Origin of the sequence: Virgibacillus sp. Bac332, assembly GCF_003667785.1 — a bacterium.
Classification (GTDB): domain Bacteria; phylum Bacillota; class Bacilli; order Bacillales; family Amphibacillaceae; genus Virgibacillus; species Virgibacillus salarius.
Genome location: NZ_CP033046.1, coordinates 550,061 through 562,681, shown reverse-complemented (window position 1 = coordinate 562,681; position 12,621 = coordinate 550,061). Strand labels below are relative to the sequence as shown.

12 protein-coding genes and 1 pseudogene are annotated in these 12,621 nt (G+C 36.3%); 9 read left to right on the top strand and 4 right to left on the bottom strand.

Annotated elements, in window-relative coordinates:
- Window positions 1-87: 87 nt before the first annotated feature.
- From D9782_RS02590 to D9782_RS02580, 3 genes are all read left to right on the top strand, one after another.
- On the top strand, window positions 88-1,017 hold the full coding sequence (locus tag D9782_RS02590; protein ID WP_026682254.1) for a DUF1002 domain-containing protein: 930 nt from the start codon (window positions 88-90) through the stop codon (window positions 1,015-1,017).
- Between the two features lie 462 nt (window positions 1,018-1,479).
- The gene (locus tag D9782_RS02585) at window positions 1,480-1,677 is read left to right on the top strand and encodes a hypothetical protein (protein WP_121603995.1); all 198 of its coding nucleotides are present in this window, start codon (window positions 1,480-1,482) and stop codon (window positions 1,675-1,677) included.
- Window positions 1,678-2,011: 334 nt separating this feature from the next.
- Window positions 2,012-2,779: a 3D domain-containing protein gene (locus tag D9782_RS02580; RefSeq protein ID WP_026682253.1), complete on the top strand. Its 768-nt coding sequence runs from the start codon at window positions 2,012-2,014 to the stop codon at window positions 2,777-2,779.
- Here D9782_RS02580 and D9782_RS02575 read toward each other — a convergent pair.
- On the bottom strand, window positions 2,720-4,456 hold the full coding sequence (locus D9782_RS02575) for an IS1182 family transposase (RefSeq protein ID WP_121603994.1): 1,737 nt from the start codon (window positions 4,454-4,456) through the stop codon (window positions 2,720-2,722). The two genes, D9782_RS02580 and D9782_RS02575, sit on opposite strands and share 60 nt — an antisense overlap.
- A 285-nt stretch (window positions 4,457-4,741) precedes the next feature.
- On the opposite strand from D9782_RS02575, the gene D9782_RS02570 reads away from it, so the two are divergent.
- The 4 genes from D9782_RS02570 to D9782_RS02555 all read left to right on the top strand — a co-directional run bounded on the left by D9782_RS02570 (window position 4,742) and on the right by D9782_RS02555 (window position 8,104).
- Entirely contained in the window at window positions 4,742-5,638 is an 897-nt protein-coding gene (locus D9782_RS02570) for an ABC transporter ATP-binding protein (RefSeq protein WP_026682601.1), read from the top strand.
- Entirely contained in the window at window positions 5,639-6,376 is a 738-nt protein-coding gene (locus D9782_RS02565) for an ABC transporter permease (RefSeq protein ID WP_121603993.1), read from the top strand. It begins immediately after the preceding gene.
- Between the two features lie 116 nt (window positions 6,377-6,492).
- The gene (locus D9782_RS02560; protein ID WP_240455792.1) at window positions 6,493-7,509 is read left to right on the top strand and encodes a sensor histidine kinase; all 1,017 of its coding nucleotides are present in this window, start codon (window positions 6,493-6,495) and stop codon (window positions 7,507-7,509) included.
- Complete coding sequence (locus tag D9782_RS02555; RefSeq protein WP_026682604.1) at window positions 7,502-8,104, top strand: response regulator transcription factor; 603 nt, start codon at window positions 7,502-7,504, stop codon at window positions 8,102-8,104. Before D9782_RS02560 ends, D9782_RS02555 begins: the two co-directional genes overlap by 8 nt.
- 70 nt (window positions 8,105-8,174) lie before the next feature.
- Here D9782_RS02555 and D9782_RS23750 read toward each other — a convergent pair whose 3' ends face one another.
- The gene (locus D9782_RS23750) at window positions 8,175-8,306 is read right to left on the bottom strand and encodes a hypothetical protein (protein ID WP_255637811.1); all 132 of its coding nucleotides are present in this window, start codon (window positions 8,304-8,306) and stop codon (window positions 8,175-8,177) included.
- Between the two features lie 354 nt (window positions 8,307-8,660).
- Here D9782_RS23750 and D9782_RS02550 point away from each other — a divergent pair, with 354 nt between their 5' ends.
- Both D9782_RS02550 and D9782_RS02545 read left to right on the top strand, forming a co-directional pair.
- Entirely contained in the window at window positions 8,661-9,851 is a 1,191-nt protein-coding gene (locus D9782_RS02550) for a glycine C-acetyltransferase (RefSeq protein ID WP_026682605.1), read from the top strand.
- 42 nt (window positions 9,852-9,893) lie between these two features.
- Entirely contained in the window at window positions 9,894-10,841 is a 948-nt protein-coding gene (locus D9782_RS02545) for an L-threonine 3-dehydrogenase (protein ID WP_121603991.1), read from the top strand.
- 363 nt (window positions 10,842-11,204) lie between these two features.
- Here D9782_RS02545 and D9782_RS02540 read toward each other — a convergent pair.
- Both D9782_RS02540 and D9782_RS02535 read right to left on the bottom strand, forming a co-directional pair.
- Window positions 11,205-12,077, bottom strand: a pseudogene (locus tag D9782_RS02540) (IS3 family transposase); the annotation flags it as partial.
- Window positions 12,035-12,598 carry a helix-turn-helix domain-containing protein gene (locus D9782_RS02535; RefSeq protein WP_162986313.1) on the bottom strand — a complete coding sequence of 188 codons (564 nt, stop codon included), beginning with the start codon at window positions 12,596-12,598 and terminating at the stop codon, window positions 12,035-12,037. The gene D9782_RS02535 and the pseudogene D9782_RS02540, both read right to left, overlap by 43 nt.
- Window positions 12,599-12,621 lie beyond the last annotated feature (23 nt).

Below are 12,621 nucleotides of genomic sequence, written 5' to 3'. Positions count from 1 at the left end.
ATTTGAAAACAGGTATAATGGGTGCATAATGTTATTTGGAAATAAATAAATATAGGATAAATTAGTACACATAAAAGGAGAACAAAAATGTTAAAACGTCAATTAAAAAAATTTTTAATAGGGATGCTGATTGTTGGACTAGTACTTGGAATAAGTTTGCCTGTACAAGCGGACAATGGAGCTAGTGATACAGAAAGTATAAATGAAAAGTTAGGCTCACCAATCGTTGTTTATGGGGCTCAATTAAATAAGAATCAGCGAACCGAGGTTCGAAAATTATTAAACATCAAAGAGGCAGATAATGTAGAAGAATTTGATGTCTCCGGGCAAGATGGTGCCAAATATATTAATGGTGATCCAAATTCGAACATGTATTCCAGTGCAAAAATTACCCGTCAGGAAGAAGGAAACGGCTTAACAATTAATATTGTTACTCCAGATAACATTACAGAAGTTACGAAAGAAATGTATGCGAACGCCCTGCTGACCGCGGGAGTAGAAAATGCTACTGTGGACGTTGCTTCACCTGTTAAAGTTAGTGGACATTCTGCATTAACGGGTATATATAAGGCTTATGATGTTAAAGGAGAGCAACTAGATAAAGAACGTATGGAGCTAGCAAACGACGAATTGGATGTCGCTACAGACCTCGCAAAAAAAGAAGGCATGAGTCAGGAAAAGGTTAGTGAATTACTAACCGAAATTAAACAGACAATTGCTGAACAAAACCCTGCTACGAAAGAGGATGTTGAGCGTATTGTACAAGAACAGCTTGACAAGCTAGAGATATCTCTTAGTGAAGCAGATAAGCAAATGCTGATTGATTTATTTGAAAAGATGCGAGACTTAAATATTGATTTTGATAAAGTTAAAAATCAATTAGAAGATATTGCATCGACGATTAAGGATAAGGCAAATGAGCTTGGGTTGGACGAGGGATTTTGGGAGAAAGTAGCAAACTTCTTTAGTGAATTATTCCAAGCATTGAGCAACTTTTTTAAAGGATTATTTAATTAACGAATAGCCAAAAACATAGATCTTCCCTCAAGCTGTCGAGAAATTTTTCTCGGCAGTTTTTATTTCTTTTAAAAGGGGATATCATTCCAGTTGATAAGACAAACAGGTATTATTTTCTGCCAATAAAAATGGTTTGTTTCTCTATAAGCTACGATCTAGTTAAAAAAGAGGTTTTTTTATAAGTTAAGAAAGTATAAAATCAGTGCAATGACTGCGTTAAGCCAAGTAGTTATTTTGAAATGTTTGATATATATTGGCAATGCTCCAACTAATTACTTCGCTTTCGGCGGGCACGGCCTCAACTAACTTTGCAAAGAAGAACACGTTGCAAAGTGGATTTTCGGCTCGTGCTAATCCCGCAGGATCCTACGTAATTAGCCTCCGCTATGAGAAGATGCAACAATTCTTGTCATAAGTAATAGTTGACTTTTTTTACAATGGGTAAAGTGAAAATCGCTATCCGTGAGTATAAAAGCAGCTGTGTTGCTTCATGCTAGCGTTGTAGAGCCTGATAATAGCGAAGGCTTGCCACTTCAACTCCTGTGGGAAATGTTTGACCTGAAGATCCACTTTTTTGAGCGGGTTTTGCTAAAAAAGTTAGCTGAAGGACAAACCCCACGGAAAGGGAAGTGGGCAGCCGGAGTGGTGGTCAAGCAGTAGCTATTATTCCATAATAGCTACTAGAGGGAGCGTAAATCTGAGCATTTAGTGATAAGGAATGAGCGAATTTTGCTCCGTTTTTTTATCCTATATACAACTGACAGTAAGGCTCCCACTGATAGAAGTTTCACTTTATTACAAAATCCCATAAATGATGACTATTGAAATACAAAATACTAGATTCACAGAACTTTTATCACAAATCTATTACATTTGTAATAAATAGCGCTAGATTTGGTAATGCTTGTAATGGAGTCTTAAACGACTTGTAACTGCATTGCCTATACCCCTATGGTACGATAGGCAATGTCAGAAATTTAAGGAGGGACTACGAATGAAAAAACTTGTGGCTTCATTCGCTACGGGCATCATTATTGCTGGCGCTGCTGTTACTTCTGTATCAGCGGAAGAATACGAAGTAAAAAAAGGGGACAATCTCTGGGATATTGCAGATGAATATAATACAACAGTTGAAGACTTGGTTGAAATTAATGAATTAAAATCAACAACTATTCAACCAAAACAAACATTATTTATAAATGATAAATATACAGTTGAAAAAGGAGATACATTGATTGATATTTCAAAAGAATACGATGTATCTATAGAAGATCTTAAAGAATGGAATGACCTGAAATCAGACATCATCGTTATTGGACAAGAATTAACGATTAAAGGTGTTAATGTTTCACAAGAAGATAAGCCAGTAGCAAAAGTAGAGCAAAAGTCAGCAGATTCAAACGAGAAAAAAGAAGAAGTAAGTGAAAATACACAGAAGAACGAATCTAAATCACAGAATGACAATCCAGAAGGAAAAACCATTTCTGTTACAGCAACGGCGTATACTGCAGATTGTGGTGGTTGCTCTGGAGTAACATCAACAGGAGTTGACCTGAATGCAAATCCAAATGCAAAAGTAATCGCTGTTGATCCAAATGTGATTCCACTCGGTTCAGAAGTATATGTTGAAGGCTATGGCTATGCAACTGCAGCCGATGTGGGTGGTGCTATCAAAGGTAATAAAATAGATGTTCACGTACCATCAAAAAGCGCAGCCATGAATTGGGGCGTAAAAACAGTTAATGTCACTATCGTAAAATAATTGAAGATAATTTAAAAAAGGGGCTGGGACATAACTAGCCCTTATGAAGTTAAAAAAGATTCCAGTTATCAAAAAATGATAGCTGGAATCTTTTTTGTTATAATTTAGGCTTGTATTTTGCCTGAAGGCGGTGTACTTTCTTAAATTCACCGCCATAAAGGCGAATCCTAATTCATTTTCCACTTTCGATTTGCCTCTCACTGACATACGAGTGAAACGCAAATTAGCCTTCAAAAATCCGAAGACAGGTTCTACATCTATTTTACGTTTTCCATAGATTTCTCCCGTTTCTTCTTTTGAAAGCTGCTCTCTTATATATGCTTTTTGCTGTTCCCAATGGGCATTATAGAAAATCTTACGATTTCCTTTTGCTTTGGTACAATGAACGCGTAATGGACATCCCGAACAATCTTCGCATTCATAAACACGAAAGGTTCGTTTAAATCCGGCTTTATCTGTTCGATTCGATAGATATTGAAAAGGTACCTTCTTTCCGTTTGGGCAAGTAAAGAAGTCGCTGTCTGAATCATAGTCCCAGTTTGACACATAAAAAAGATTTTCTTTATATTTCTTTTTCTTTTCTTTCCGATAGGTATTATACGTAATGAGTGGAGTTCTATTTCGGTGTAATACCTCACTATAATTTTGTTCACTACCATAACCGGCGTCAGCGACAATATACTTGGGTAACTTGAAGTACCTTTCTTCAATATTATTGAGAAAAGGAATAAACGTGCGAGTATCCGTAGGATTTGGAAATACATCATAAGCTAATGTGTACTGGCCTTCGGTCGCAATTTGTACATTATAACCCGCCTTAAGTTGGCCATTTTTCATATAGTCATCTTTCATTCTCATAAAAGTGGCATCATGATCCGTCTTAGAATAACTATTGCGGTTGCCAAAGATCTCCATATCATTTTGATATTTCTGTTTACGAATTACATAGTCTTGGAATTGTTTACGGTATTGCTTGGGTTCTTTTCGCATAGAACGGAGTTGTTTGCGATCTTTTGCTTTTTCACTTTCCTCGATTTCTTGATCGTATTTCTTCACTTTTTCATCTAGGTTTTTAACTACTTCATTGAGTTCCTCCGTTGAAATTTCATCAGAACTTTCTCTTTCTATTTCGGGGATAATTTCTTTTTCCAGTAGCTCCTCATACATTTGATTCGACTTCTCTATTAAATCGGAGCTGTATTTTTCAATGGATTTTTTCCATACAAAAGTGAACTTATTGGCATTCGCTTCTAATTTCGTGCCGTCAATAAAAATGGCCTCTTCTTCAATTGCCTTCTCTTCAACAAGTTGACAGCGAAATAGGACAAAACATTGGCGTAGCACCTCTTTTACTTCGGGATGAACACGGAATCGATTGATGGTACGATAGCTCGGCTCATAACCCTGTGCTAACCACATCATCCGTACACTATCTTTAAGTAAGCCTTCTATTTTTCTGCCAGAAAAAACAGATTGGGTATAGGCACATAAGATAATCTTCATCATCATGCGTGGATGGTATGCAGGACAACCTGTTTCACGCAAAAATCCCACAAATGATTCCTCTGGGATATGTTCTACAATATGGTTAACCGCATAGGGGATATCATTTTCTTGTAATTTCATTTCAAAATCTAAAGGCAAAACGACTTGATTCATGGTATAATGTTTAAACATAAGGGATACCTCCGGTTCTGTTTGGGTGTGATTACTTTAACTTTACCAGAAGTTATCCCTTTTGCGTACATAAATCTCTAAAAAAGTGGTACTCACCAAATTATTGGCGAGTACCACTTTTTATTTTACTGGGTTTTGTCCCAGCCCCTTTTTATTTCAGCAGAAAAATGCATTTGTGATATCTGCGGTTAAAAAATGACAACTGTCAACTATACTTTGTGACATACTATACTAAAATTTACGCACTTATATCTACTAAACTTAGGAAAAGGGAGCTGATGTAGAATGTCTAGTAAGATAATCGAAGTGAATCGATTAAGTAAAAAATATACTACGGTTAGTGCATTAGATACTGTTTCATTTTCAATTAGACAGGGTGAAGTAGTTTCCCTGTTAGGGCCAAACGGCGCTGGTAAAACAACCATTTTATCCATCATTTTAGGTTTACTAACACCAACAGCTGGTTCGGTTCGTTTGCTAGGAATGGACCCAAGAAATCAACTTGTTAAGCAAAGAATTGGTGTTATGCTTCAGGAAACAGGCTTAATGGATAGATTAACTGTTAGAGAACTACTTAAGCTATTTCGTTCCTATTATACAAAACCACTTTTATTGGATGACATGATAAGAATAACAGGATTAACAACCAAAGAGCTTCAAAATAAAGTTGAATATTTATCAGGTGGTCAAAAGCGAAGGGTGAATTTTGCGTTAGCAGTAGCGGGTAATCCAGAAGTGCTTATACTGGATGAACCAACTAATGGTTTGGATGCGATATCTAGGGCATCTTTTTGGCAAGGAGTTACTCAACTAGCAAACCAAGGAAAGACGATTATTTTTACGACACATTATTTACATGAAGCTGATGATATCGCTAATCGAATTATTCTGTTTAATAAAGGACGTGTAATTGCTAATGGTTCTTCAGACGAGATAAAAGAAAAACTCTCAAAACAGTATGTATCATTCAAAATAAATAATGATACGGGAATACCTCAATTGAAGCACCCAGCTATTATCGGTATTGAACAACGATACGACCGAATATATATTGAGACCAAGGATACCGACTCTATCGTTTCTTACATTACTCAACATCAAACAAACACATACGATATTCAAATTGATAAAGGCAAGATGGAAGATGTCTTTCACACTTTAGTCAAAGAAGGGAGTAAATAAATGAGAGTCTTATATTATCAATCTATGGCCGAGATGAAAAGGGCATTTCGAAATCCGTACTATGTTTTTTGGTCTCTATGTATTCCTGTCATTTTTTATTTTGTTTTTACAAACGTGATAAATGTTGGAGTGAGTGATGGAGAACTCTGGGCGTCACATTATTTAATGTCGATGACTACATTTAGTGTGATGGGGTCAAGTATCATGTCACTAGGTATACGGATGGTTCAAGAGAAGTCGACTGGTTGGATCAAATTTATAAAAGTGACTCCTCTGTCTAATGCAACCTATTTATTGAGTCAAATGATTGGACAAAGTTGTATTCATCTATTATCGATTATTGTAATATTTTTTGCTGGCTTTGTAATAAATGGTGTTTCCCTAACTGCTATGCAATGGATAATAAGTGGTTTGTGGATTATAATAGGTTCTTTTGCATTTTTAACATTAGGGACACTCATTGGTACTATGAAAAAAGTGGATACTGCAAATGGTGTAAGTAATATCCTTTTTCTTGCATTAGCATTAATAGGTGGTATGTGGATGCCTTTAGATACTATGCCTAAGTGGCTGCAAGCAATAGCCGAGTGGTTACCCTCCTATAATTTTGTTAATGGTCCCTGGGAAATAATACGAGGGAATACTCCACATTGGGGTAATATGCTAATTCTTTTCTTCTTTACGGGTTTATTTATGATATTATCAACCTATATAAGACGTAGACAAGAGGTGGTGTGATTAGCTTGGTAAAGCAATGCAGGTTTTCCATTTTCCCATTCAAATATGGCTTATATCCATACATATTTTTAGTATATTTATTTATCCCTATTTCATTTCTGTGGGATGAGGTGGGGATGAAGAAATTATTAGGCTTCTTTCTATTAATATTATTTACTGTATCATATCGACAACTCTACTACATTACTAGTCATACGTCTTTTTCTATATGGCTAGGCATACAAATGGTGATTATTTGTATCCAAAGTATTTTTTATCATTATAATTTTATGTACTTAAGTTTTTTTACTGTAAACTTTATTTCATGGTACTTAGAGAAAAAGCAATTCCATATTGCCTGGGGCTGGCTTGCATGTACAATTGGAGTACCATTGGTATACCATGGTTTTATTACACATTCATTTCCTTTTTTGAACGCTCTCCCTTTTGTAGTGGTAATTCTTGCTGCCCCATTTGGAATACGTTCAATGAATAAACGAATGGAGTTGGAAAGCGAGCTAGATGAAGCTAATGCAAAAATAAAAGAGCTAGTTAAACGGGAAGAAAGAACAAGAATTGCCCGTGATTTACATGATACGCTTGGCCATACGTTGTCTTTAATTACCCTGAAAAGTCAGCTAGTTGAACGTTTGATAACAAAAGATAAAAACAGGGCTAAACAAGAGGTTAAGGAAATAGAATTAACATCTAGGATAGCGCTGGATCAAGTGAGGGAATTAGTAACCAGTATGAAGTCTCATACCATTATGGAAGAACTTATTTATGTACAAGATATTTTACAAACTGCTAACATACAAGTTCATACGAATATAAATATTCATATGGAGAGTCTACCAATAGTCGAGCAGAGTATGCTTAGTTTATGCCTACGTGAAGCGGTCACAAACATTGTAAAACATAGTAAAGCATCTTATTGTTGGATTGATTTAAAGGATACAGTTGAAAATACATACTTAATCGTGGCAGATAATGGAATTGGGCAATCCCGGGAATGGGGAGAAGGGAATGGTTTAAAGGGGATGAAAGAGAGGTTATCTTTAATTAATGGAACGTTGACTGTACATACTACGAATGGTAGTGTACTGGAAATGCAGGTTCCTAAAGTAAAGAAAGATGTGGAAACATATGTATAGAATTGTAATTGCAGAAGATCAAAAAATGTTATTGGGGGCGCTCAGTTCTTTATTGGATTTAGAGGAGGATATGGAAGTGATTGGTCAGGCAACTAATGGCGAACAAGCATTAAAGCTTATTCAAACCTTAAACCCAGATATCTGTTTGGTAGATATTGAAATGCCTGTAATGGATGGGTTGCAAGTTGCTGACTATGTAAAGCGTATAGAGAATGGTCCGAAAGTTATCATTTTAACTACCTTCCAAAAACCTGGTTATTTTGAAAAAGCACTAAAATTAGGCATTGATGGCTACCTATTAAAAGATCGTTCTATTGATGAACTTTCTGCAGGTATACGCCAGGTAGCAGCAGGGAAGCAGGTTTATAGTCAGGAGTTAATGGTAGGAATACTTAAAGATGAAAACCCTTTAAATCAGCGGGAGCAAAAAATACTTCAACTTATAGCCATGGGAAAAACTGCGAAGGAAGTAGCAAGTACATTATATTTGTCCTACGGTACGGCACGAAACTATATATCAGAGATTATCCAAAAGCTAGCAGCAAAAAACCGCATAGAAGCGGTTGAAATTGCTAGAAATAAGGGCTGGATATAAAAAGTAAGTAGAATAGTAAGTGTTAAATGATCAGCTGTAGAATTTAGTAGGTTCATGGTTTAGAAGTATATTATGAATTTACTTTAATAGAATTAGGATTTTTATCCACTATTTCATTGGAATCATCATTTAATTCCACATATCCAAAAATTCCGAAAGTAATAATTAAGATAGCAAACATGGCAACAAGAACTTTCTTCATGTTTATTCCTCCATATGTGATTTCTATACTCAGTATAATAAAAATGTTTTTTAATAACCATAGTTTTTTATGACATTTTTTGTGGGAATTCTTACAAATTTGTAAGTTATTGAAGCATTTTTAACAGGTAATTGTAAAACATAAAGAAAAGAAAAAGTCAGCCGCTACTATTCCAATATCCTACAGTTTCATACGACTTATCTCATTAAACATTTTTCAGGCTTTATGTTAAACTGAAGAAGAAATAATCGTGTATAAAATACTATGAAGCGAAACAGTTGTTTATGATAAACATTGTTGCTGTTTCATTCATTAGCTGCAAATCGTTTACATAATAAGGAGGAAAAATTAAAAATGACTAGTAAAGCATTAGATTCTTTTTTAAATGACAATATTGCAGATTTAAAAGAACGAGGTCTATATAATGAAATTGACCCAGTCCAAGGTCCAAATGGTCCGGAGATAACAATCGATGGGAAGGTATTAGTTAATTTGTCCTCTAATAATTATCTAGGGCTTGCTACTGATGAACGCTTAAAGGAAGTAGCAAAGCAAGCAGTGGACTCACACGGTGTTGGTGCAGGTGCCGTTCGGACAATAAATGGTACGCTTGATCTTCATTTGGAATTAGAGAAAAAGCTTGCTGCATTTAAAGGTACAGAAGCAGTTATATCGTTTCAATCTGGTTTTAATTGCAATATGGCTGCTATTTCTGCAGTTATGGATAAGCATGATGCCATCCTTTCTGATGAATTAAACCACGCTTCTATTATTGACGGCTGTCGTTTATCAAAAGCAAAAATAATACGGTTTAATCATTCGGACATGAATGATTTACGTGAAAAAGCTAAAGAAGCGGTCGAATCAGGTCAGTATAATAAAATTATGATTATTACCGATGGTGTATTCTCAATGGACGGAGATATTGCCAAGCTCCCTGAAATTGTAGAAATTGCAGAGGAATTTGATCTTATTACTTACGTTGATGATGCACACGGATCTGGTGTATTAGGTAAGGGAGCTGGAACCGTGAAGCATTTTGGACTACAGGATAAAGTTGATTTCCAAATGGGTACATTATCAAAAGCCATTGGCGTAATAGGTGGTTATGTTGCAGGAAAAGCTAACTTAATTGATTGGTTAAAGGTACGCTCTCGTCCATTTCTATTTTCTACTGCCGTGTCACCAGCTGATGCTGTTGCTAGTACGAAGGCAGTAGAAATATTAATGGAGAGTACGGAATTAAATGAAAAGCTATGGGAGAATGCGAATTATTTGAAAGACGGATTACAACAGCTAGGCTTTGATATTGGTGATAGTGAAACACCAATTACACCTTGTATCATTGGTGATGAAAATGCGACACAAACATTCAGTAAGCGTTTGAATGAGGAAGGTGTCTATGCGAAGTCTATCGTCTTCCCAACGGTACCACGTGGTACAGGGAGAGTAAGAAATATGCCAAGTGCGGCACATACGAAGGAAATGCTAGATAAGGCAATTCAAGTGTATGAGAAAGTTGGTAAGGAATTAGGGATTATATAAAACAGCGGGAAATTGTGTAACAATAGAGAGGAATATCGTGAAATGAAGAAAATTTTAGTCACAGGAGCTTTGGGACAAATTGGCTCAGAGCTTGTCGTTAAATTAAGAGAAACATATGGTGTAGAAAATGTTATTGGGACAGATATCCGTAAGGCAGAAGGGATCATTGCAGAAGGGCCATTTGAACTTGTTGATGTAACGGATGCTAATCAAGTATATAGTGTTGCTAAGAAATATAATGTAGATACTGTCATGCATTTAGCAGCACTATTATCTGCTAAAGCTGAGGAGAATCCAAAATTAGCATGGCATATTAATATGGGTGGCCTTGTTAATGCATTAGAAACTGCTCGGGAACTGAATTTACAGTTTTTTACCCCAAGTTCGATAGGTGCTTTTGGACCAACAACACCTAAGGATCATACACCACAGGATACGTTACAGCGTCCAACAACCATGTACGGTGTCAACAAAGTATCTGGTGAATTGTTAGCAGATTATTATTATCACCGGTTTGGTGTAGATACGCGAGGAGTTCGTTATCCTGGTTTGATTTCTCATGTTACGCTTCCAGGTGGCGGAACTACAGACTATGCGGTGGAAATCTATTATGAAGCTATTAAGCATAAAACCTACACGTCTTGCATTGCAGAAGGGACGTACATGGATATGATGTATATGCCAGATGCGTTAAATGCCATTATCCAGTTAATGGAAGCAGATCCAAACAAATTAAAGCATCGAAATGCATTTAATATTTCTGCTATCTCAGCAGCACCTGAGGACTTTGCTAAGTCTATACAAAAGCATATCCCAGATTTTAAACTGGATTATCAGGTAGATCCTGTTAAGCAGCGAATTGCAGACAGTTGGCCAAATAGTATCGATTCTTCGGCAGCCACGGAAGAATGGGGCTTTAAGGCAGCATATGACCTTGACAAAATGACGAATGAAATGCTTAACAAGGTGAGTATGAAATTTGTAAAATAAAGTGAAACTTCCATCAGTGGGGGTTTTACTGCCCGTTATATCGGGATAAACAACAGAGGACGATACAAAAAGATATTGACAAAGAAGAGGCTGGGACAAGACACAACTTCTTTACTCAAAATACAAATAATCATGTTATCAATAGGAATATCATCGCCGCACCATGAAACTATACGCGCTTTCCGCGGGCACGGATTTCAGCTAACTTGGTAAAGAAAAACACGTTACCAAGTGGATCTTCGGACTCGTGCTGTTCCCGCCGGATCCTCGCTTATTTCAGGTGCTAAATTTATGATTCTAATCAAAAAACGAACGCTAATTAATTTCAACTAAGGTGGTTACCCCCAAAAGTTAGAGTTTATACTATGCAGCTGATTGGCTGGATTGCGTTCGGTACTCAACTGGACTCAGCCCAGCCAATTTTTCCTTTATTCGTTCATGATTATACCAGTAGATATATTCTTCAATCCGACTTTTTAATTCTTCATAGCGTACTAATTTTTCACCATAATACATTTCTTGTTTTAAAATGCCAAAGAAATTCTCCATTGGTGCATTGTCTGCACAGGTGGCTTTGCGCGACATGCTTTGGAATATTTTATTTTCTTTTAGTGTCCGCACCCACTGATTGTGTTGGTAATGCCAGCCTTGATCGGAGTGGATCGTAGTGCGGTAGATTGCCCGACTCTTCAGTATCTCTATTAATTCTTTTAAAGGGGTCATGACAAGGTTTAATGTTGGGCGTTTTTTGATGTCATACGTAATAATTTCTCCGTTATAAAGGTCAAGAATCGGATTTAAATATAACTTCTCTTCGCCTAGACATTTGAATTCCGTTATGTCTGTTACTAACTTTTGAAGTGGAATAGATGTGTTAAAACGGCGAGACAATCGGTTTTTCGCCACTTTTCCAACGTTCCCCTTATAGGAATTGTATTTACGGGATTTCCGCATAAATTTCACACATTTTAATCCCAATTCTCGCATAATGCGATACACTTTTTTATGGTTGATAACATATCCTAATTTCTTTAGTTCTCCTGTAATACGTTTATAGCCATAACGTTCATGGAACTTTTTAAATAAATCTGTAATGATTTCTTTTAATACTGTGTCCGAATCTTCTCTTCTAAAATTTTTCACATGATAGTGATAGGTTGCTTCAGGAATACCCACAATAGGAAAAATATCTTTTAATCGGAATCCTTCTTCTTTGAGTTCGAATGCCACCTTTGCCTGTGCTTTTCGTAGAAGGCATTCGGATTCTCCCGAAAAGCTTTTAGCTTTTTTAAGTAGGCATTCTCTAGCCTTAGTAGCTCATTCTCACGTTCTAACACTTCTTCACGTGTTCTCTTTTTTGCTTTCTGCTTCTTCTGTTTCATGGGTTTTTTAGACATAGAAGGACGCCCCTTTTGTTTTAATTCCAGGCCTTCCTTACCTTGTTTGCGAAATTTTTTCATCCAGAGTTTAACAATGGACGAAGTGCTCAACTTAAATTGAACAGCAGTTTCTGTATAAGAAGCACCTGTCTCTAACATAAATTGTATCGCATCTAATTTAAATTGAACAGAATACTCCTTCTTTGTATTTCTTCGTTTTAGTCCCGCCATACCGTGACGCTCATAGTTTTTCACCCATTCATATAGTGGTGTAGAGCTACTCATATGATATTTTTTGGCTAAGGAACGATATGAAAGATTTCCATCTATATACTCGGTGACAACCTTCCCTTTAAATTCTTCACTATATTTAGCCACAAAAACACCCCCTGAAATTACAT

Bases quoted from the DNA above. Each gene is read 5' to 3' on its own strand.
- D9782_RS02590 (WP_026682254.1), top strand. From the start codon at position 88: ATGTTAAAACGTCAATTAAAAAAATTTTTAATAGGGATGCTGATTGTT.
- D9782_RS02580 (WP_026682253.1), top strand. From the start codon at position 2,012: ATGAAAAAACTTGTGGCTTCATTCGCTACGGGCATCATTATTGCTGGC.
- D9782_RS02575 (WP_121603994.1), bottom strand. From the start codon at position 4,456: ATGTTTAAACATTATACCATGAATCAAGTCGTTTTGCCTTTAGATTTT.
- D9782_RS02570 (WP_026682601.1), top strand. From the start codon at position 4,742: ATGTCTAGTAAGATAATCGAAGTGAATCGATTAAGTAAAAAATATACT.
- D9782_RS02565 (WP_121603993.1), top strand. From the start codon at position 5,639: ATGAGAGTCTTATATTATCAATCTATGGCCGAGATGAAAAGGGCATTT.
- D9782_RS02560 (WP_240455792.1), top strand. From the start codon at position 6,493: ATGAAGAAATTATTAGGCTTCTTTCTATTAATATTATTTACTGTATCA.
- D9782_RS02555 (WP_026682604.1), top strand. From the start codon at position 7,502: ATGTATAGAATTGTAATTGCAGAAGATCAAAAAATGTTATTGGGGGCG.
- D9782_RS23750 (WP_255637811.1), bottom strand. From the start codon at position 8,306: ATGAAGAAAGTTCTTGTTGCCATGTTTGCTATCTTAATTATTACTTTC.
- D9782_RS02550 (WP_026682605.1), top strand. From the start codon at position 8,661: ATGACTAGTAAAGCATTAGATTCTTTTTTAAATGACAATATTGCAGAT.
- D9782_RS02545 (WP_121603991.1), top strand. From the start codon at position 9,894: ATGAAGAAAATTTTAGTCACAGGAGCTTTGGGACAAATTGGCTCAGAG.